This is a genomic window from Micromonospora sp. CA-244673, from assembly GCF_050948395.1.
Lineage (GTDB): Bacteria > Actinomycetota > Actinomycetes > Mycobacteriales > Micromonosporaceae > Micromonospora.
On the sequence record NZ_CP192019.1, the window covers coordinates 6101590 to 6121267 of the forward strand.

General features: G+C 74.1%; 18 protein-coding genes and 1 tRNA gene. 9 read left to right on the top strand and 10 right to left on the bottom strand.

All coding sequences use genetic code 11. The features are described 5' to 3' along the window. Positions 1 to 20: 20 nt before the first annotated feature. From ACQP12_RS27945 to argS, 3 genes are read right to left on the bottom strand one after another with little or no spacing between them, the layout of a single operon-like run. Positions 21 to 1331: a homoserine dehydrogenase gene (locus ACQP12_RS27945; RefSeq protein ID WP_357938198.1), complete on the bottom strand. Its 1311-nt coding sequence runs from the start codon at positions 1329 to 1331 to the stop codon at positions 21 to 23. Continuing rightward, positions 1328 to 2713, bottom strand: coding sequence for a diaminopimelate decarboxylase (gene lysA / locus ACQP12_RS27950; protein WP_433283199.1), 1386 nt, complete (start codon positions 2711 to 2713; stop codon positions 1328 to 1330). The genes ACQP12_RS27945 and lysA overlap by 4 nt, the downstream gene beginning before the upstream one ends. Further along, a complete protein-coding gene (gene argS / locus ACQP12_RS27955; RefSeq protein WP_433283201.1) occupies positions 2713 to 4377 on the bottom strand; it encodes an arginine--tRNA ligase in 1665 nt (554 codons plus the stop codon). Before argS ends, lysA begins: the two co-directional genes overlap by 1 nt. Positions 4378 to 4476: 99 nt before the next feature. Between argS and ACQP12_RS27960 the strand changes: the two genes are divergently transcribed. The 4 genes from ACQP12_RS27960 to ACQP12_RS27975 all read left to right on the top strand — a co-directional run bounded on the left by ACQP12_RS27960 (position 4477) and on the right by ACQP12_RS27975 (position 6991). Continuing rightward, positions 4477 to 5298 carry a DUF3105 domain-containing protein gene (locus ACQP12_RS27960; RefSeq protein ID WP_433283202.1) on the top strand — a complete coding sequence of 274 codons (822 nt, stop codon included), beginning with the start codon at positions 4477 to 4479 and terminating at the stop codon, positions 5296 to 5298. 10 nt (positions 5299 to 5308) lie between these two features. Further along, positions 5309 to 5983: a DUF305 domain-containing protein gene (locus tag ACQP12_RS27965; protein WP_357938206.1), complete on the top strand. Its 675-nt coding sequence runs from the start codon at positions 5309 to 5311 to the stop codon at positions 5981 to 5983. A gap of 180 nt (positions 5984 to 6163) precedes the next feature. Further along, the gene (locus ACQP12_RS27970; RefSeq protein WP_357938208.1) at positions 6164 to 6859 is read left to right on the top strand and encodes a winged helix-turn-helix domain-containing protein; all 696 of its coding nucleotides are present in this window, start codon (positions 6164 to 6166) and stop codon (positions 6857 to 6859) included. 60 nt (positions 6860 to 6919) lie between these two features. Beyond that, positions 6920 to 6991: transfer RNA gene (locus ACQP12_RS27975), tRNA-Arg, on the top strand. Positions 6992 to 7036: 45 nt separating this feature from the next. Here ACQP12_RS27975 and ligD read toward each other — a convergent pair. The 3 genes from ligD to ACQP12_RS27990 are packed head-to-tail and all read right to left on the bottom strand — an operon-like array spanning position 7037 to position 9309. Continuing rightward, positions 7037 to 7996, bottom strand: coding sequence for a non-homologous end-joining DNA ligase (gene ligD / locus ACQP12_RS27980; RefSeq protein WP_433283204.1), 960 nt, complete (start codon positions 7994 to 7996; stop codon positions 7037 to 7039). A gap of 48 nt (positions 7997 to 8044) precedes the next feature. Continuing rightward, positions 8045 to 8524 carry a cupin domain-containing protein gene (locus ACQP12_RS27985; protein WP_433283206.1) on the bottom strand — a complete coding sequence of 160 codons (480 nt, stop codon included), beginning with the start codon at positions 8522 to 8524 and terminating at the stop codon, positions 8045 to 8047. Beyond that, complete coding sequence (locus ACQP12_RS27990; protein WP_433283207.1) at positions 8521 to 9309, bottom strand: isocitrate lyase/PEP mutase family protein; 789 nt, start codon at positions 9307 to 9309, stop codon at positions 8521 to 8523. The genes ACQP12_RS27985 and ACQP12_RS27990 overlap by 4 nt, the downstream gene beginning before the upstream one ends. Positions 9310 to 9361: 52 nt before the next feature. Between ACQP12_RS27990 and ACQP12_RS27995 the strand changes: the two genes are divergently transcribed. After that, a complete protein-coding gene (locus tag ACQP12_RS27995) occupies positions 9362 to 10762 on the top strand; it encodes a PLP-dependent aminotransferase family protein (protein WP_433289494.1) in 1401 nt (466 codons plus the stop codon). Between the two features lie 374 nt (positions 10763 to 11136). Here ACQP12_RS27995 and ACQP12_RS28000 read toward each other — a convergent pair whose 3' ends face one another. After that, entirely contained in the window at positions 11137 to 12690 is a 1554-nt protein-coding gene (locus ACQP12_RS28000; RefSeq protein ID WP_433283209.1) for an MFS transporter, read from the bottom strand. An 80-nt stretch (positions 12691 to 12770) separates the two neighbouring features. Between ACQP12_RS28000 and ACQP12_RS28005 the strand changes: the two genes are divergently transcribed. The 3 genes from ACQP12_RS28005 to ACQP12_RS28015 all read left to right on the top strand — a co-directional run bounded on the left by ACQP12_RS28005 (position 12771) and on the right by ACQP12_RS28015 (position 16007). Further along, positions 12771 to 13166, top strand: a complete 396-nt coding sequence (locus tag ACQP12_RS28005; RefSeq protein ID WP_433283210.1) for a winged helix-turn-helix transcriptional regulator — start codon at positions 12771 to 12773, stop codon at positions 13164 to 13166. A gap of 80 nt (positions 13167 to 13246) precedes the next feature. After that, on the top strand, positions 13247 to 13792 hold the full coding sequence (locus ACQP12_RS28010; protein ID WP_357938222.1) for a TetR/AcrR family transcriptional regulator: 546 nt from the start codon (positions 13247 to 13249) through the stop codon (positions 13790 to 13792). A gap of 34 nt (positions 13793 to 13826) precedes the next feature. Next, positions 13827 to 16007 (top strand): MMPL family transporter, encoded by a 2181-nt coding sequence (locus ACQP12_RS28015; RefSeq protein WP_433283212.1) that lies wholly within the window; start codon positions 13827 to 13829, stop codon positions 16005 to 16007. Between the two features lie 19 nt (positions 16008 to 16026). Here the strand turns inward: ACQP12_RS28015 and ACQP12_RS28020 are convergent, their stop codons facing one another. Beyond that, positions 16027 to 17283, bottom strand: coding sequence for an erythromycin esterase family protein (locus ACQP12_RS28020; protein ID WP_433283214.1), 1257 nt, complete (start codon positions 17281 to 17283; stop codon positions 16027 to 16029). Between the two features lie 81 nt (positions 17284 to 17364). Here ACQP12_RS28020 and ACQP12_RS28025 point away from each other — a divergent pair, with 81 nt between their 5' ends. Beyond that, on the top strand, positions 17365 to 17556 hold the full coding sequence (locus tag ACQP12_RS28025) for a DUF2795 domain-containing protein (RefSeq protein ID WP_357938228.1): 192 nt from the start codon (positions 17365 to 17367) through the stop codon (positions 17554 to 17556). Between the two features lie 6 nt (positions 17557 to 17562). Here the strand turns inward: ACQP12_RS28025 and erm are convergent, their stop codons facing one another. Together erm and ACQP12_RS28035 are read right to left on the bottom strand one after the other, a co-directional pair. Then, positions 17563 to 18381: an ErmE/ErmH/ErmO/ErmR family 23S rRNA (adenine(2058)-N(6))-methyltransferase gene (erm, locus tag ACQP12_RS28030; RefSeq protein WP_433283216.1), complete on the bottom strand. Its 819-nt coding sequence runs from the start codon at positions 18379 to 18381 to the stop codon at positions 17563 to 17565. 368 nt (positions 18382 to 18749) lie between these two features. Then, positions 18750 to 19649: a Gfo/Idh/MocA family protein gene (locus tag ACQP12_RS28035; RefSeq protein ID WP_433289496.1), complete on the bottom strand. Its 900-nt coding sequence runs from the start codon at positions 19647 to 19649 to the stop codon at positions 18750 to 18752. Positions 19650 to 19678: the final 29 nt, after the last annotated feature.

Below are 19678 nucleotides of genomic sequence, written 5' to 3' on the forward strand. Positions count from 1 at the left end.
CCATCAGGCGGGACGGTCGGCTACGCCCCGCCCTCGACCCGCAGCACGCTCGTCACCGAGCGGACGATGTCCAGCCCGCGCAGCTCGCGGACGGTGGCGGCGAGCGCGGCGTCCGGCGCCACGTGGGTCACGATGACCAGCTCGGCGTCGGAGCCGCCGCCGGCCGGGCCCTGCCGCACGGTGGCGATGGAGACCTCGTGCCGGGCGAAGACCCCGGCCACCGCCTCCAGCACACCCGGCCGGTCGGCCACGTCCAGGCTGATGTGGTAGCGGGTGAGCGCCTCGCCCATGGGCCGCACCGGCAGGTCGGCGTACGCCGACTCGCTGGCCGCGTGCACCCCGGCGAGGCGGTTGCGGGCCACCGCCACCACGTCGCCGAGGACGGCGCTGGCGGTCGGCGCGCCGCCCGCGCCCCGGCCGTAGAACATGAGCTGACCGGCCGCCTCGGCCTCGACGAACACCGCGTTGAACGCGTCGCCGACACCGGCCAGCGGGTGGGCCAGCGGGATCATGGCCGGGTGCACCCGGACGCTGACCGTCTCGCGCCCGGCCGCGTCGACGCCCCGGGCGGCGATGCAGAGCAGCTTGATGGTGCAGCCCATGGCCTTGGCGCTGGCCACGTCGGCGGCGGTCACCTCGGTGATGCCCTCGCGGTGCACGTCGGCGGCCGTGACCCGGGTGTGGAACGCCAGCGAGGCGAGGATGGCGGCCTTCGCGGCGGCGTCGAAGCCCTCCACGTCGGCCGTCGGGTCGGCCTCCGCGTACCCCAGTTCGGTGGCCTCCTCCAGGGCCTCGGCGAAGCCGGCGCCCGTGGCGTCCATGGCCGAGAGGATGAAGTTGGTGGTGCCGTTGACGATGCCGGTGACCCGGTTGATCCGGTCGCCGTGCAGCGACTCGCGCAGCGGGCGCAGCAGCGGGATGGCCCCGGCGACGCTGGCCTCGTAGTAGAGGTCCGCACCGCCCTCGGCGGCCGCGTCGTGCAGCGTCGCGCCGTCCTCGGCGAGCAGCGCCTTGTTGGCGGTGACCACGCTCTTGCCGGCGCGCAGCGCCTCGACCAGCCAGCTGCGGGCCGGCTCGATCCCGCCGACGACCTCGACCACGACGTCCACGTCGTCCCGCTTGATCAGGCCGAGCGGGTCGGTGGTGAACAGGGCGGGGTCGACCGGCAGGTCGCCGCGGTCCCGGCCGAGCCGCCGGACGGCGATGCCGGCGATCTCCAGCGGGGCGCCGATCCGGGCGGCGAGGTCGGCCGACTGCTCGTGCAGCAGCCGCACCACGTCGCTGCCGACCGTGCCGCAGCCGAGCAGGGCCAAGCGAACGGGTGAGGTCATCCCACATCCAATGCGAGCAGGTCGTCTTCGGTCTCCCGGCGGACGATCAGCCGCGCCCGACCGTCACGGACGGCGACGACCGGGGGCCGCGGGACATGGTTGTAGTTGCTGGCCATGCTCCGGCAGTAGGCCCCGGTGCCGGGCACCGCGACAAGATCTCCGGGCTGCACGTCGGCGGGCAGGAATTCATCCTTCACCACGATGTCCCCGGACTCACAGTGCTTTCCCACCACGCGGGCGAGCATCGGCTCGGCGGTCGAGGCCCGGTTGGCCATGGTCGCCGAGTAGGACGCGTCGTAGAGCGCGGTGCGGATGTTGTCGCTCATCCCCCCGTCCACGCTCACGTAGGTGCGGATCCCGTCGACGTCCTTGACGGTGCCCACCTCGTAGAGGGTGAACACGGCCGGCCCGACGATGGCCCGGCCCGGCTCGATCGACAGGTGCGGGACGGCCAGCTTCTCCGCCGCGCACTCCCCGTCGACGATCTTGCGCAGCCGCTTGGCCAGCTCGTGCGGCGCGGCCGGGTCGTCCTGCGTCGTGTACGCGATGCCGAAGCCGCCGCCCAGGTCCAGCTCGGGCAGCTCCACCCCGCGCGCGTCGCGGATCTGCGCCTGGAGGGCGAGCACCCGGCGGGCCGAGACCTCGAAGCCGCTGGCGTCGAAGATCTGCGAGCCGATGTGCGAGTGCAGCCCGCGCAGCTCCAGCACGTCCTCGTCGAGGATCTTGAAGGCGGCCGCCGCGGCCGCGCCGCCCGCCAGGGAGAAGCCGAACTTCTGGTCCTCGTGCGCGGTGGCGATGAACTCGTGGGTGTGCGCCTCCACGCCGACGGTCACCCGGACCAGCACCTTCGGGCGCACCCCGCGCTCGCGGGCGAGCGCCGTGAGCCGGTCGATCTCGGCGAACGAGTCGACGATGATCCGGCCCACCCCGGCGTCCACGGCACGGGTCAGCTCGGCCAGGGACTTGTTGTTGCCGTGGAAGCCGATCCGCGCCGGCTCCATCCCGGCCGACAGCGCGGTGGCCAGCTCGCCCCCGGTGCAGACGTCGAGGAACAGGCCCTCCTCGGCGATCATCCGGACCACCGCCCGGCAGAGGAAGGCCTTGCCGGCGTAGTAGACGTCGGCGTCTGGGAAGGCGTCCCGGAACTCGCGGCTGCGCGCGCGCAGGTCGTCCTCGTCCAGCACGTACACCGGGGTGCCGAACTCGGCGGCCAGGTCGCGGACGTCCAGGCCCGCGACCGCCAGCGCGCCGTCCGCGCCGCGGGTCACGTTGCGCGGCCACAGCTGCGGGACCAGGTCGTTGACGTCGACCGGGGTACGCAGCCAGGCCGGCCCGCGGTTGCCGATGTCGCCGTGCAGGGCACCGGCCTCGTGCGCCCGCATTACATCCGCTCCGGAGCCGAGACGCCGAGCAGGCGCAGGCCGTTGGCGATGACCACCCGGGTGGCGTCGTTGAGCCAGAGCCGAGCCCGGTGCAGGTCGGTGACCTCCTCGTCGCCGCGCGGCAGGATCCGGCAGTTGTCGTAGAACCGGTGGTAGGCGCCGGCCAGCCGCTCCAGGTAGCGGGCGACGAGGTGCGGCCCGCGCAGCTCGGCCGCCGAGGACACCACGGCGGGGAACTCGGCGAGGGCCTTGAGCAGCTCGTTCTCCTTCTCGTGGACGAGCAGCTCGGCGTGGAAGCCGGCGGCCTCGCCCCGGGTCAGCCCGACCTCGGCGGCGTTGCGGCCCACGCTGGCGGTGCGGGCGGCCACGTACTGCACGTAGTAGACCGGGTTGTCGCGGGTGGCCCGGGTCCACAGCTCCACGTCGATGTCGATGGGCGAGTCGCTGGAGTAGCGGGCCAGCGCGTAGCGGGAGGCGTCCACGCCGATCGCGTCGACCAGGTCCTCCAGGGTGACCACGGTGCCGGCCCGCTTGCTCATCCGGACCGGGGCGCCGTCGCGGAGCAGGTTGACCAGCTGGCCGATGAGGATCTCCAGGTTGCGCTCCGGGTCGTCGCCGAAGCACGCGGCCATGGCCTTCATCCGGCCGATGTAGCCGTGGTGGTCGGCGCCCAGCATGATCACCACGCGCTCGAAGCCGCGCTCGCGCTTGTCGAGGTAGTAGGCGCAGTCCGCGGCGAAGTAGGTCCACTCGCCGTTGGACTTGCGCAGCACCCGGTCCTTGTCGTCACCGAAGTCGGTGGTGCGCAGCCAGGTGGCGCCCTCGGACTCGTAGAGGTGGCCCTGCTCACGCAGCCGGTCGAGCGCCTTGTCCAGCTCGCCCCGGTCGTGCAGGTCCTTCTCGTTGAAGTAGGTGTCGAACTCCACGCCGAAGTCGCGCAGGGAGGACTTGATCTCGGCGAACATCAGCTGGACGCCCTCGACCCGGAACACCTCCTGGGCCGCCGCCTCGTCGAGGTCGAGCACCTCGGGCCGGCGCTTGACCACCTCGGCCGCGATCTCCGCGATGTATGCGCCGCCGTAGCCGTCCTCGGGTGCCGGCTGACCCTGCGCGGCGGCGAGCAGCGAGCGGGCGAACCGGTCGATCTGGGAGCCGGCGTCGTTGAAGTAGTACTCGGTGCCCACCTCGGCGCCGGTCGCGCGGAGGAGCCGGCTGAGCGCGTCGCCGACGGCCGCCCAGCGGACCCCGCCGATGTGCACCGGCCCGGTCGGGTTCGCCGAGACGAACTCCAGGTTGATCCGCTGCCCGGCGAGGGCGTCGCTGCGGCCGTACGCCGGGCCGGCCTCGACGATGACCTTGGCGAGCTGGCCAGCGGCGGCCGCGTCGAGCCGGATGTTGAGGAAGCCCGGGCCGGCGATCTCCACCGACTTGATCCCCGGCGCCTTGCCGAGCTGGTCGGCCAGGGCGGCGGCCAGCTCCCGCGGGGGCACGCCGACCTTCTTGCTGAGCTGCAGCGCCAGCGTCGAGGCGTAGTCGCCGTGCTCGGGGCTGCGGGGTCGCTCGACGGTGGTCTGCGCGGGCAGCGCGGAGCGATCCAGGCCCCGGTCTTCGAAGACGGCGTGGGCTGCGGAGAGGACGACCTCGGCGAGTTCTGCGGGAGTCACCGAACCATGTTATCGGGGGTAGACTCGGTCCCCGCGGCGGCGACCCAGCATGTGAACCGGCCCCGCGGCTCCCCTGACCGACCGACCTGACGAGGCACGATGAGCATCAGCACCCCGGGCGGCCCGGAACGCCGCCCGACCGTGGTCAGCACCGGCAAGAAGCCGGCGGCTGGCCGGCCCGCGGCTGCCGACAAGCCCGCCGGCGGCAAGGCCGGTGCCGGCAAGGGCACCCCGGCGCGGACCGGCGGCAAGGGCCGCAAGCCGGTCACCCCGGTGAAGGTGAGCCAGGGTCGCGCGTGGGGTCCGATCGCCCTCTTCGTCGCGGTCGGCGTGCTGGCCGTCGGCATCATCGGCGTCGGCGCGTGGGCGGTCTACCAGGGCGCCCAGCCCTGGCAGAAGCGGGCCGACGCGATCAACGGCATCGTCGACTTCCGCAAGAAGGACAAGGACCTGGTCAAGGGCGGCCAGCACCAGCCGGGCTCGATCAAGTACGACGTGCTCCCGCCGGTCGGCGGCCCGCACAACCAGGCCTGGCAGAACTGCATGGGCGACGTCTACGACGCCCCGATCGCCAACGAGCACGCGGTGCACAGCCTGGAGCACGGCACGGTCTGGATCACCTACCGTCCCGACCTGCCCGCCGACCAGGTGGCGAAGCTCAAGGAGAAGGTGCAGGGCAAGGAGAAGCTGATGCTCAGCCCGTTCGAGGGGCTGGACAAGCCGATCTCGCTCCAGGCCTGGGGCTTCCAGCTCAAGGTCGACAACGCCGACGACGGCCGGATCGACGAGTTCATCAAGACGCTGCGCGTGAACGCCTCCGTGGAGGGCCCGACGGCGCTCTGCGACCAGGGCGTCACCGCCACCGGCACCACCCCGCGCGACAACCTGGGCAACAACATGCCCGAGCAGCCGACCCAGTGAGGACGCCGCGATGAGCGCTGCCGCGATCACGGACACCGACCTCGACGAGGCCGCGGTCACCGACACCGGTGACCGGGGGGCCGCGCGGCGCTTCGGCGTCCTGGCCCTGGCCGCCGCCGTCGTGGTCGGTCTCCTCCTCGGGTACGCGGGCGGCCTGCTCACCCCGACGCTCACCCGTCCCGGCGACAGCTCGGCGGAGGCCGGCTTCGCCCGGGACATGACGGCCCATCACGCGCAGGCGGTGGCGATGGGGCTGCTGGCGTTCCGGCAGGGCGAGGACCCGGAGGTACGCCAGATCGGCGGCGACATCGCCACCGGGCAGCAGGGCGAGATCGGCACCATGCAGACCTGGCTGCGCTCCTGGCAGCTCGACCCGACCGGTGACCAGCCGCCGATGGCGTGGATGTCGGACGGCCCCGGGCTGGTGAAGAACGGCCTGATGCCGGGCATGGCCACGCCCGAGGAGATGGCGAAGCTGCGGGGCTCCACCGGGCGTGAGTTCGACGTGCTCTTCCTGCAGATGATGATCCGCCACCACGTCGGCGGGGTGCACATGATCGACGGGATCCTCGACCAGGGGCACGACGACGACGTGCTTCAGGTCGCCCAGGTCATGAAGAACACCCAGCAGAACGATCTGACCAACCTCTCGGCGGCGCTCAAGCGCCTGGGCGGCACCCTGTAGCCGCCAGCTCGTCCCGAAGGGCCCGCGTCGTGTGCGACGCGGGCCCTTCGCGTACCCCGGACCGGACCTGCCCGTTATGCCGCTTTATAACGGTTTGGGAAGTACAACCCATTCCGCTGCTTGGAGACTTTTCTCCACACATATCGTGACCAGTTGCGATTCGGGCTCGTTGCGCAGGACGTGGGGGTTGCACTCAGAGACGCAGGGCGGTCGGTGACCAGCTGGTGCCGACGCCACACCATCGGCGGTGACGGGGCGGTGGCAGCCGTCCGTCGCGGACTGCGGCAGGGCGAGCCGGGAACGCTCAGCCGCGAACAGGAACTCGAACTGATCGACGCGCTCCGGGGCGTCCACCCCGACGAGTTCGGCCTGGACGAGGAGCTCTGGACGCGACAGAGCCTCACCACCCTCATCGAGCGCCAGTTCGAGCTGACCATGGACGCCGGCACGGTCGGGGCGTACCTGCGGGCCTGGGGGTTGGGTCCGCGGGAGCCCCGGGAGCGGGCCTGCGGGCTCTGCGTCGGCGCGGTCGAGCGCTGGGTACGCAGCGAGTACCCGTCGATCACGCGGGCCGCACAGGAGCACGCCGCGGAGGTCTACTGGATCGGCCGCGTACGCCTGCGCGGCACCATGCCGGCGGCCGACGTGATCTCCGCGGTCTCGTCCCGCGGCCGGGTGCGCTTCATGATCACGACACCCTCGGTGGACCCGCCGCTCCCCCGCGACTTCGTGCTGCGGCTCAGCGGCGCCGAGGAGCGCACCGTGCACCTCATCGTCGACGGCTCCTGGCCCCGCAACGAGTGGCCCCGCCGCCTGCCGCGCCGCATCGTCCTGCATCCGCTGCCGAGCTGCGGACGCCCCGTCGCCGCCGCCTGACCCGCCGGGTGCCGATTCGGTGATCCGGGAAGGGGTTTGCTACTCTTCTCGGGTCGCTGAGCCCCCGTAGCTCAGGGGATAGAGCACCGCCCTCCGGAGGCGGGGGCGCAGGTTCGAATCCTGCCGGGGGCACAGACACGAAAAAGCCCGGGCCACTGGCCCGGGCTTTTCGCTATGTCAGCCGGCCTCGCGGCGGGCCTTCGCGCGGCGCTTGCCCTCGTGCATGGCCTGCACCCGGGCCACCGGAATGGTCCGCCCCTCGGCGACCAGGTCCTCCGGCAGCCGCTGCGGCGCGGGCAGCGCCTCGGCCCACGGATCCCGGTCGCCGAGCAGCCCCGGCACGGTCTTCACCGTGAAGTCGGCCGGGGTGGCCGCCTCGACGTCGGCCCAGCCGACCGGGTACGACACCGGCGTGCCGGGCCGGATGCGCGGGCTGTACGCGGCCACGACGGTCGCCCCGTAGGAGCGGGTGGAGTCGACGAAGACCCGCCCGCCCCGGTCCTCGACGATGAAGGCCGTGGTGGCCAGCGCCGGGTCGAGCCGTTCGGCGCGGGCCGCGAGGGCCCGGGTCGCCGCGGCGGCCTCCTCGGCCGTCGTCGCCGGATCCACCGGCACGATCACGTGCAGGCCCTTCGCCCCGCTGGTCTTCACCGCGCCGGCCAGCCCCGCCTCGGTGAGCGCCTGCCGGACCAGCAGCGCGGTGCGGACCGCCACGCCGAACGAGTCGCCCGGCGGCGGGTCCAGGTCGAGCACCAGGTGGGTGGGATGCTCGGGGTGGCCGGCGTGGCCCAGCGTCGGGTGGTATTCCACCGCCCGCTGGTTGGCGAACCAGAGCAGCGTCCGCCGGTCGTCGCAGAGGGCGTACGAGATGTCGCGGTGCGAGGCCTCCGCCCAGACCGTGGTGCGGCGCACCCAGTCCGGTGTGTACTTCGGCAGGTTCTTCTGCATGAACGGGTCCTGACCGGGCCGGACCCGGACCACCGAGAGCGGCCGGTCCCGCAGCCCGGGGAGGATCCGCTCGTGGACGGCGTCCAGGTAGTCGACCAGGTCGCGCTTGGTGGCCCCGGCCCCGTCGAACAGCGGCTGGTCCAGGTTGGTCAGCGACACCCCGGCCCGGGTCTCGTCAGCGGCGCCCATCCGCCCACCTTCCCGGGCCGGGCTCCGGTCGGCAACCCCGGCGCGGAATCAGACCCAGAACGTGTCGTGTCGCAGGAAGAACTCCGCCCGCTCCTCCTCGCTCCGGTCGGCCAGGTCCAGCAGACCCTCGAAGTAGCCCTCCCGCGGGGCGCCCGGGGCGAAGTGCAGCAGCATCGAGGCCGGCTCGCCGGACTCGTTGCGGAACGCGTGGACACCACCCTCCGGGACGTGCACGAAGTCCCCGGGCGCGGTGTCGATCCAGCGCCGGCCGTCGTAGATGCGTACCGACCCGGACAGGATGAAGAAGGACTCCGAGATGGACCGGTGGAAGTGCGGCGCCGGGCCACTCGGCTGCGGCCCCATCTCCCAGCGGTAGAGGCCGAACTGGCCGTTGGTCGACGCGCCGGTGGCCAGGTAGTGCGCCGTACCGCCGGAGGGGTAGACCAGCTCCGGCGCGTGGTCCGCCGGGCGGTAGGTGGCTGACTGCTCGCCCTTGTCCCCGGAGTAGCGCGGCGGTGGGTAGGTCACGGGGGCTCCTCTCCGCTGGGAAACACCTCGTCGCCCGCCCGGATCCTGGCGAGCATCCCGACCATACGGGCGCGGGCCGCCGCGTACAGGCCGGAGCCGTAGCTGATCCGGGCCACGCCGAGGGCGGCCAGCTCGCCCGGACCGGGGATGCCGGGCCGGGCCAGGATGTTGACCGGGGCGTCCACCTCGGCGACGAGGTCGCGGATCTGCACCGGGTCGGCCAGCAGGATCGGGTAGACGCTGTCCGCTCCGGCGGCCAGGTAGCGGCGTCCCCGGCGGACCGCCTCGGCGAGCCGCTCCTCGGCCGGGCCGTACGCCCGCAGGTGCACGTCGACCCGGGCGTTGAGCACCAGATCCACGCCGGCTGCGCGGGCCGCCGTCCGGATCCCGGCCAGCAGGTCGGCCTGCTCCGCGACGGCGTACAGCTCCCCCGTACGCGGGTCGGAGTCCTCGATGTTGCAGCCCACCGCGCCGGCGGCCAGCAGACGGTCGACCAGCTCGGCCGGGCGCAGCCCGTACCCCCGCTCCAGGTCGGCGGTGACCGGGACCGGCACCGCGGCGGCGATCCGGGCGACGGCCGCGAACATCTCGGCCACCGGTGTCGCCTCCCCGTCGGCGTGGCCGAGCACCTCGGCGACCGCGGCGCTGCTGGTGGCGACGGCCGGGAAGCCCGCCGCGACCACGGCCCGGGCGGACCCCGGGTCCCAGGCGTTCGGCAGGATCAGCGGATCCCCAGGGCGGTGCAACGCGCGCAGCGCGGCGGCCTGTCGGCTCGGCTCGGTCATGCGGTGAGTCTCGTCGGCCGGCGGCCCACCCGTAAGCTCCAATCCCGTGCCGATGGACTGGGCCGATCTCGGCGTCGACCTGCACCTGGAGCTGGACACCACCGGTGGCCGGCGAGCCGGGCTGGAACGGGCGCTGCGGGACGCCATCCGTGACGGCCGGCTCCCCCCGGCCACCCGGCTGCCGGCCACCCGCACCCTCGCCACCGAGCTGGGCCTGTCGCGGGGCACCGTGAGCGCCGCCTACGACCAGCTGGTCGCCGAGGGCTGGCTGGTCGCCCGGATCGGCTCGGGCACCCAGGTGAGCACGCTGCCCGGGGCCGTGCCGCCGCCGGCCGCGCCGCCGCCCGGGCCGCCGGGCTTCCGGTACGACCTGCGCCCCGGCAGCCCCGACGTCGGGCTCTTCCCGGTCACCGCCTGGCTGCGGGCCACCCGGCGGGCGCTGGCCGTCGCCCCCGCCGAGGCGTACGGGTACGGCGACCCGCGCGGCCGCCCGGAGCTGCGCCGGGCGCTCGCCGGCTACCTCGGGCGGGCCCGGGGCGTGCTGGCCGACCCGGAGCGGATCGTGGTCACCACCGGCTACGTCCAGGCCCTGGTGCTGCTCACCGGCGTGCTCCGGGACGCGGGTACGCCGACGCTGGCCATGGAGGACCCCGGGCTGGCCTTCCACCGGGAGGTGGTCCGCCGGCACGGTGGCGCCGTGCTGCCGCTGCCGGTGGACGGGCTGGGCGCGCGTACCGACCTGCTCGGCGCCGGGCCGCTGGCCCGGGTGGGTGCCGCCGTGGTGACCCCGGCACACCAGTTCCCCACCGGGGTGACCCTGCACCCGGCGCGCCGGCACGCGCTCGCGGAATGGGCCCGGGCCGGCGGCGGCCTGGTGATCGAGGACGACTACGACGGCGAGTTCCGCTACGACCGGCAACCCGTCGGCGCCGTCCAGGGCACCGCCCCGGAGCAGGTCGCGTACGTGGGCACGGCGGCGAAGACGCTCGGGCCGGCGCTGCGCCTGGCCTGGCTCGTGCTGCCGGCCCGGCTCGTCGAGCCGGTGGTGGAGGCCAAACGCCACCTGGACCTGCACAGCGAGACGATCGGCCAGCTCGCCCTCGCCGAGCTGATCGACGGCCACGGCTACGACCGGCAGATCCGCACCGTCCGGCGCCGCTACCGGCAGCGACGGGACCTGCTGCTGGAGCGGCTGGGCCCCCGGTCGGCCCTCGACGGGGTGGCGGCCGGCCTGCACGCCACCATCCACCTGCGACCGGACGGCCCGGCCGAGGTGGCGGTGCTGGCCGCGGCCGCCGCACGCGGGCTCGCCGTCAGCGGGCTGGCACCGCACCGGCACAACCCGGAGAGCGGGCCGCCCGGCCTGGTGGTCGGGTACGCCCACCCGCCCGCGCACGCCTACCCCGCCGCCGTGGACCTGCTGGCCGGGGTACTGCACGACCTGAACGCCTGACCGGACGCGGCAGGACTGCCTTCGCTGTGGGCCCGCGATGACTCCTCGCCGACTACAGACTTGATGACGTGGGCGACTCACCGGCAGCCTCGACCGACTCATCACGACATAACGCCTGAGCGGACGCGACGGGACGGCCTTCGCTGTGGGCCCGGGGATGACTCCTCGCCCGCTACAAACCTGATGACGTGGGCGACCCACCGGCGGGCCCGACCGACTCATTCACGACATCAAGTTCCTAGCGGCTGAAGGCGACATGCCCACCGCGCCGATGACGCGGGGCCGGCTCGGCGTCTGCGCAGATCTTGGCGAGTTTCCGTTGGCAGCGAACGGAAACTCGCCAAGATCGCATCAGTTGACGCCGTCGGGAGGCGTCAGCGGGCGGGGCATGTGTCCGGCGCCGCAGGAGTGGGAAGCGCCGCGGGAGCGGGCCGCGCCGCGGGAGCGGGCCGCGCCGCGGGAGTGGGAAGCGAGGCGGGAACGGGCCGCGCCGCGGGAGTGGGAAGCGAGGCGGGAGTGGGAAGCGAGGCGGGACGGCGGGTGGAGCGGCCCGTGAGGAGGGCGACCAGCAGGGCGGCGGTCACCAGGGCGGCGGCGACCGCGAAGGCGGACCGGTAGCCGAGGGCGAGGGCGGCGACCTGATCGGTGCCGGCGGCGCGCAGCGCGTCGGTCCGGCTCGCCGCCAGGGTGGCCAGCACGGCCAGCCCGAGCGCCCCGCCGACCTGCTGGGTGGTGTTGGCCAGCCCGGAGGCGAGCCCGGCATCGGCGGGCTCCGCCCCGGCCATGGCCAGGGTGGTGACCGCCGGCAGGGTGAGCCCGCCCGCGACGCCGAAGACCAGCAGCGCGGGCAGCACGTCGGCCGCGTAGTGGGCGTCCAGCGGGAGGCGGGCCAGCAGCAGGAATCCGGTCACGGCGAGCGCGAGCCCGCCGATCAGCACGGTCCGGGCGCTGAACCGGGCCATCAGCCGCCCGGCCAGCCCCAGCGAGACGGCCGCGATCGCCAGCGGGGTGGGCAGGAAGGCGAAGCCGGTGGCGGCCGGGTCCAGCCCGAGGACGAGTTGCAGGTGCAGGGCGAGCAGGAACTGGAAGCCGAAGTAGGCGGCCACCATGAGGAACTGGGTGGCGTTCGCGGCGACCAGGCCGGGCGCGCGCAGCACCCGGGGTGGCAGCAGCGGGGTGGCGGCACGCCGCTGCCGGGCGGCGAAGCCGGCGAGCAGCGCCGCGGCGAGCGCGCCCGCGCCGAGGGTGCGCGGCGAGGCCCAGCCGTGCCCGCCGGCGCCCACGATGGCCAGCACCGCGGCCATCAGCCCGGCCGTGGCCAGCACCGCGCCGAGCAGGTCCAGCCCGGCCCGCAGCCCGGCGCCGCGGTCCGGCGCGACCAGGCGTACGGCGCCGGCCACGATCGCCACTCCGATCGGCAGGTTGATCAGGAAGATCGACCGCCAGCCGGCCAGGTCGGTGAGGACGCCACCGACCAGCAGCCCGAGCGAGGCGCCGGCCGCGCCGGTGAAGCTGAACACGGCGATGGCGCGGGCCCGCTCGGCCGACTCGGGGAAGATCCGGACGATCATGCCGAGGCTCACGGCGGTGGTGAGCGCGCCCCCGACGCCCTGCGCGAACCGGGCGGCGACCAGGGTGCCCGGCCCGGCGGCGACCGCGCAGAGCAGCGAGGCGAGGGTGAACAGGGCCACCCCGGCCAGGAAGACCTGCCGCCGGCCGAGCAGGTCGCCGAGCCGCCCGGCCAGGAGTAGCAGCCCGCCGAACGCGACCAGGTACGCGTTCACCACCCAGGCCAGTCCGGCGGCCGGGAAGCCGAGGTCGGCCTGGACGGCCGGCAGCGCGACGGCGACGATGCTGCCGTCCAGGATGATCATCAGGCTGCCGGCGCAGAGCACGAGCAGCGCGGGCCAGCGGTTGGTCCCCGTCATGTGGAACACCTCCTTGGTGCACGGTTTGTTACTGAGGCCATCGTCTGTGACCATGAGGCCGTGCGGAAGGAGGCACTTTGATGTCCCAGGGGAACAGGTGTGTGTCCATCCAGGCCGACCAGGCGCGGGCCTGCACCGTGCGGGAGGCGCTGGACCGGGTGGGCGGCAAGTGGAGCATCGGCATCCTCATCGCCGCCTCCCAGGGCCCGATCCGCTTCACCGAGCTGGAGCGTCAGGTGGAGGGGATCAGCCGCCGCATGCTCACCCTGACCCTGCGCAATCTGGAGCGGGACGGCCTGCTGCACCGGCAGGTCCACCCCACCGTGCCGCCCCGGGTCGAGTACACGGCCACCCCGATGGCACGGGAGCTCTACGAGTCGCTGGTGGCACTCACCCGCTGGGCGGAACGGCACCGCGAGGGGATCAGCGAGGCGCGCGCGGCGTACGACCGGGAGCACGGGGCGCCGGTCGGCTGACCGTCCCTGTGGCGAAGGCCACCCAATCCGTCTGACCGATCGGTCAGGTCCTGACCGATCGGTCAGGCATGCTGGAGGGCATGGCACGAGCGGTACCGGAGACCCACGGCGAGATTCTCGCGGCGGCGGCGCGACGCTTCGCCGTCACCGGCTACAAGGGCACCTCGCTCCAGGACATCGCCCGTGCCGTGGGCTGCTCGAAGGCGACGGTGCTCTACCACTTCGCCAACAAGGAAGCGCTGCTCAGTGAGCTGATGGCACCCGCCATCGCGGTGCTGGAGGCGCTCGACGCCCGCCTCGCCGGCACCACCGGCGCGGCGGCGCAGGAGATCGCCGCCGAGGGCTTCGTCGACCTGGCGGTGCGCTTCCGGCGGCAGATCGCGCTGCTCCGCGGCGAGTTCCCCGACCTGCTCCAGCAGCCCGCGTTCGCGCACATCCAGCAGATCTCCGAGCGCCTCGTCGCGGCCTTCGCCGGCAACTCCGACCGGCCCTCCGCACGGATCGCCGCGCTCGTGGTGCTCGCCGGCATCGCCGAGACCTGCGCCGAGTTCATCGACATCCCCGACGACGAACTGCGGCCCGCCCTGCTGGCCGTGGTCCGGCGGGCCCTCGAACCCGTGACCTGATCCCCTTTTCCGACCCCGAGGACAAGGAAACCCCATGGCGACCCTGCTGTACCGGCTCGGCCGGGCATCGTTGCGCCGACGGCGACTCGTCGCCGTCGTGTGGCTCGTCGTACTCGTCGGCCTCGGCCTCGCCGCGGCCACGCTCAAGGGCCCGACGGCGAGCAACTTCACGATGCCCGGCACCGAGTCGCAGAAGGCCATCGACCTGCTCGCCGACCGGTTCCCGGCGGCCAGCGGCGCGACCGGCACCATCGCCGTGAAGGCGCCCCAGGCCGGCCAGCTCACCACGCCCGAGGGGCAGGCGGTCGTCAAGCAGGTCACCCAGGAGGCGGCCACGCTGCCCGGGGTGATCGGCGCGGTCGACCCGTACCAGGCGCAGGCGCTCACCCCGGACGGTCGGTTCGCGCTGATCCAGGTGCAGTTCCAGGGCCGGGCCGACGACGTGACCGACGCCCAGCGCGAGGCGTACGAGAAGGTCGGCGCGCAGGCCGAGGCGCAGGGCTGGCAGATCGCCCCCGGCGGCGAGGTGCTGAACGCCGAGCCGGAGGTCGGCTCCACCGAGGCGCTCGGCGTGCTGGTCGCGGCGATCGTCCTGGTCATCACCTTCGGCTCGCTTGTCGCGGCCGGGATGACCATGCTGAACGCGCTGATCGGCGTCGGCGTCGGCATGGCCGGCCTGTACGCGCTCAGCGGCGCGGTCGAGCTGACCAGCACGGCGCCGATCCTGGCCCTGATGCTCGGCCTCGCGGTCGGCATCGACTACTCGCTCTTCATCACCTCCCGGCACCGGCAGAACCTGCTCGACGGCCTCTCCCCCGAGGAGGCGGTCGGCCGGGCGGTCGGCACGGCCGGCTCCGCCGTGGTCTTCGCCGGCGCCACCGTGGTGGTCGCGCTCGCCGGCCTGGCCGTGGTGGGCATCCCGTTCCTCACCGTGATGGGCCTGGCCGCCGCCGGCACCGTCACCGTGGCCGTGCTGGTCGCCATCACGCTGGCCCCGGCACTGCTCGGCTTCGCCGGCCGCAAGGTGCTCCCCCGCAAGCTGCGGGGGCGGGACGCCGTGGCCTCCCCGGCCACCGGCTCCGAGGACCGCTCGGGCTTCGGGTTCCGCTGGGCGCACTGGGTGACCCGGCTGCGCATCCCGGTCATCCTGGTGGGTCTGCTCGGCCTCGGCCTGCTCGCCATCCCGGCCCAGGACATGCGGCTGGCCCTGCCGGACGCCGCCGCCGCGGCCGAGGGCACCCCGGCCCGGGTCAGCAACGACCTGATCCGGGAGGGCTTCGGTCCCGGCTTCACGGGCCGGCTCGCGGTGGTCGTCACCGCCGACTCGCCGCAGGCCACCCAGGCCGCCCTGCCGCAGGTCACCGCGCTGATCCAGAAGACCGACGGGGTGCTGGCGGTGGCCCCGCCGCAGCTCGACCAGACCGGCCGCACGGCGCTGCTCGGAGTGATCCCGAAGACCGGCCCGACCGACGCGGCCACCGAGACGCTCGTGCACGACATCCGCGCGCAGGTCGGCGGCATCCAGAACGCCGACGTGCTGCTCACCGGCGTCACGGCGATCGGCATCGACGTGTCGGAGAAGCTCTCCGACGCGCTCCCGGTCTACCTGCTGCTGGTGGTGGGCCTGTCGGTGCTGCTGCTGATGCTGGTGTTCCGGTCGATCCTGGTGCCGGTGAAGGCCGCGCTCGGCTTCCTGCTCACCGTGGCGGCCACCTTCGGCATCACGGTGGCGGTCTTCCAGGAGGGCCACCTGGCCGGCCTGGTCGGGCTGGACACCCCGGGGCCGCTGGTCAGCTTCCTGCCGATCCTGCTCATCGGCATCCTGTTCGGCCTGGCCATGGACTACGAGGTCTTTCTGGTCTCCCGGATGCGCGAGGACTTCGTGCACGGCGACACCGCACGGCAGGCGACCATCAACGGTATGGGCCACGGCGCGCGGGTGGTGACCGCCGCCGCACTGATCATGATCTCGGTGTTCGGTGGCTTCGTCTTCCTGGACGACCCGGTCATCAAGTCGATGGGCTTCGCGCTCGCGATCGGTGTCGCCATCGACGCGTTCGTGGTCCGGATGACCATCGTCCCGGCGGTGATGTCGCTGCTCGACAACGCCGCCTGGTGGCTCCCGCGCTGGCTCGGCAAGGTGCTGCCCAACGTGGACGTCGAGGGCGAGGGCCTGCGCGCCCACCTCGCCGAGCGCGAACCCGCGCAGTTGTGACGAGGGCCTGCCCGGCCGGTCAGACGCCGGCCGGGTAGGTCTCCATCTCGCCCGGGGTGGCCAGCGCCGGCAGCGGGTGCAGCGCGGTCGCCTCGTCGCACCAGATGAACGCGTCGTAGCGCTCGCCCAGCCGGGTCGGCACGTAGTTGCCCCAGGCCTCGAAGCTCGGGTCGTACACCACCCCGATGGCCCGGTGGTCGGCTTCGGCGGTGACCCACTCCGGCTGGTCCTCGCCGCCGAAGACCAGCACCGCCCGCTCCGGCATCAGCTCGTGCAGCCGCCGTTCCACCGAGCCCTCCCGGGCCGGCGGCACGATCATGGCCTCGGCCGGCGAACCCCAGCGCGGCGCGGCGACCACCGTGCCCCGGTGGCTGCCGAAGCCGACCAGCACCACCGCGTCCCGGCCGTGCCGTTCCCGGCCGAGCTGGCCGATGTTCACCAGCCCGTCCGCCGCCATGTCGGTGGCGCGGGCGTCGCCGACGTGCGTGTTGTGGGCCCAGACGATCCCGCGCGCCTGCGGGCCGTAGCGGTCGAGCAGCCGGTCCAGCGTGTCGGCCATGTGGATGTCGCGGATGTTCCAGGACTCCGGGCCGCCGCCCACCATCGCCCGGTAGTAGCGCTCCGCCCCGGCCACCACCTCCGCGTTCTGCCAGGCCGCGAAGCGGTCCGCGCCGTCCGCGGCGGCCTGTTCCCGGGTACGCGCAAGCAGCCGGACCACCTCCTCCTCGCACCGGGCCGAGACGAACCGGCTGGCCGTTCCGTAGTCCTCGATCCGCTTGCCGTACGGCTCGAAGCACCGGTACGCCTCCTGCGCCGCCTCCAGCGAGGCGGGCTCCTCCTCGCCCAGGTAGTCGAAGATGGCCTGCATCGACTCCCAGAGGCTGTAGACGTCCAGCCCGTGGAAGCCGGCCCGCTCCCCCTCGGGGCGTTCCAGGTTCCACGCCCGCAGCCAGCGGCAGAACCGCGCCACCTCGGCGTTGGCCCACATCCAGGTCGGCCAGCGCTCGAAACCCTCCAGCGCGGTCTGCGGATCGGCCGACCCGCCCGGTGCGCCCACCACCGAGCAGTTCACCCGGTCGCAGTCCGGCCAGTCCCCCTCCACCGCGACGAAGTCGAAGCCCTGTTCGGCGATGAGCCGCCGGGTCAGTTGCTCGCGCAGCCGGTAGTAGTCGTAGCTGCCGTGCGTCGCCTCGCCGATCATGACGATCCGCGCGTCCCGGACGCGTTCCAGCAGCGGGTCGAAGTCGCTCGGCGCGCCGAGCCGCTGTACCAGCATGCCAGCGGCTACCCGGGACCCGTCCGGGCAAACGGCCACGCCGGCCGGCATGGCGCCCGGCGCAGCGGGTAGCCCGCCGGCATGACCGTCACCGGGGTGCAGTTGCAGGAGTTCCTGGCCGGGCTCGACTACCCGGTCTCCCGCGCGGACCTGGTCCGCTGGGGCCAGGAGAACGGTGCCAGCACCGAGATGTTGCAGATGCTGAGGGCGTTGCCGATGGAGGAGTTCGACACCCCCGCCGAGCTGGGCGAGGCGCTCAACACCCTGGTCTGAGCCGGGTCACCACCCGGCCCTTCCGGGGTCCGCGGCGTGCAGCAGCCGGAACAGCACCAGCCACTGCTCGGGCCAGACCAGCCCGACCGGGGTGTCCGGCGCGAGCCGGGCGGCCCGCAGCGCGCCGTCGACCCGGCGGCGCGGGTAGCCGGTGCGCAGCGAGGCGGCCAGCGAGCCGCCGACCCCGCCGAAGCCCAGCTCCACCATCCGCCGGTACGCGGGCAGCGCCGCCCGGGGCAGCAGCGGCTCGGGGCGGCGGTCCAGGCGCAGGAGCCCGCCGTCGGCGCCGGGTACCGGCCGGAACGCGCCCCGCGGCACCCGGCCGGCCAGCCGCCAGTGGTGCTCGGGCCAGGTGAGCACGGTGAGGCGGCTCCACCGGCCGTGGTCGCCGGCGCGCTTGCGGGCGTAGTCCAGCTGGGTGAGCAGGGTGGCCGACCGCAGGCCCGGCGCGGCGAGGCACCAGCGGACCACGGCGGCGGTCAGCGACCAGGGGATGTTGCCGACGACGGAGAACGGCCCGTCGGGCGGGGCGGCGGCCAGGAAGTCGGCCGCCCGGACCTCGACGTGCGGCAGGTCCGCGCAGGTCGCGGCCAGCTCCGGCAGCACGGCCGGGTCCACCTCGTACGCGACCAGCCGGCCGCAGCGCGCGGCGAGCGGCCGGGTGAGCTGGCCGCGACCGGCGCCCACCTCCAGCAGCAGGTCGTCCGGGCCGGGGCGGGCCGCCCGGAGCACCCGCGCGACGGCGGCCGGGTCGGCGAGGAAGTTCTGGGACAGCACGCGACGGGACCGGTCGCGCGCGGTGGTACGGGTTCGGCGGGGCGCCACAAGATCGTCCTGTCTGTCGCCCGGACGGGCGACGGGAACGGACAGGCGGCGCGGAGGCGGGCCTGTCCGAGCGGATCGGGACTCGGACGACCCTGGAGGTTCGGCGGGGACGCGACGGCCACCCCCGATCGGGGCAGGCGGCGGCGCACCGGGCAGCCGGCGGCGGCCGGCCCGCTCAGGGGCCGGCGGTGCGGACGGTCAGGTCAGGCGCGGTGGGCGTCCCGGCCGGCCAGGGCCGGGCGCCGGACCCGCGGGCGGGCGACCAGGAGGAGCCCCCGCGCGGCCGGCGCGACGGCCACGTCGATCAGGGCATGCGTGAACATGCCGGCCAGGCTAGCGGCGGCCCGGCCGGCCCGCGACGGATTTCCTCAGAGGTCGACGGTGCGCCGCTGGCTGCGGGCGGTCTCGGCGGCGTCCAGCACCGCCACGACCTCACGCCCGAACCGGACATCGCAGCGGTGGTCGCGGGTGCCCGCCTCGACCTCCTCCAGCAGCTGGTCGATGGCCGTGCCGAACGCTTGGAGCACGCTGCCGTCGCCGGGCGGGACGGTCTCGGTGCCGTTCTCGCCGAAGAAGACGAAGTCCCGGGTGACCGCCTCGGCCGGCGCGTCGAGGGTGAGGGAGAGCGTGCTGGTGGCGCCGCCGTCGTGGGTGAGCAGCAGGTGCACGAGGCCGCTCGGGCCGTCCATGGCCGCGACCCGGGTGACCCGGCCGAGCACCGGCAGGATCAGCGACAGCGCGTGCGGGCCGATGTCCCAGAGCGCGCCCCGGTCGCGCCGCCACTGCGAGTCCCCGTACGGGTTTCCCGGCTGGTAGATCGACGCGAACATGGTCGCCCGGGCGTGCTGCCAGCCGCCGGCCGCCGACGTGGCGGCGAGGAAGCCCGTGACGTTCGGGTGGAAGCGCTGGGTGAAGAAGACCACCGAGGCCACGCCGGAGGCCTGCGCGGCGGCGACCACCCGGTCGGCGTCGGCGAGGCTCAGCGCCAGCGGCTTGTCCAGCAGCAGGTGCCGCCCGGCGTTGGCGGCCCGGACGGCGATCTCGGCCTGCACGTCCGGGGGCAGCGCCACGGCGATCGCGTCGCAGGCGTCGAGCAGCGCGTCCACGTCCTCGAAGACTGGTACGCCGTGCCGGGTGGCCAGCGTGGCGGCCTTCGCCGGGTCACGCCCCCAGACCCCGGCCAGCTCGGCCCGCGGGTGCGCGTCGATGGCGGCGGCGTGCGTCTCCGCCGCCCAGTGACCCGTGCCGAACAAGCCGAACCGCACCAGGACCCCCTGCTGTCGTCCCCCGCCACGGC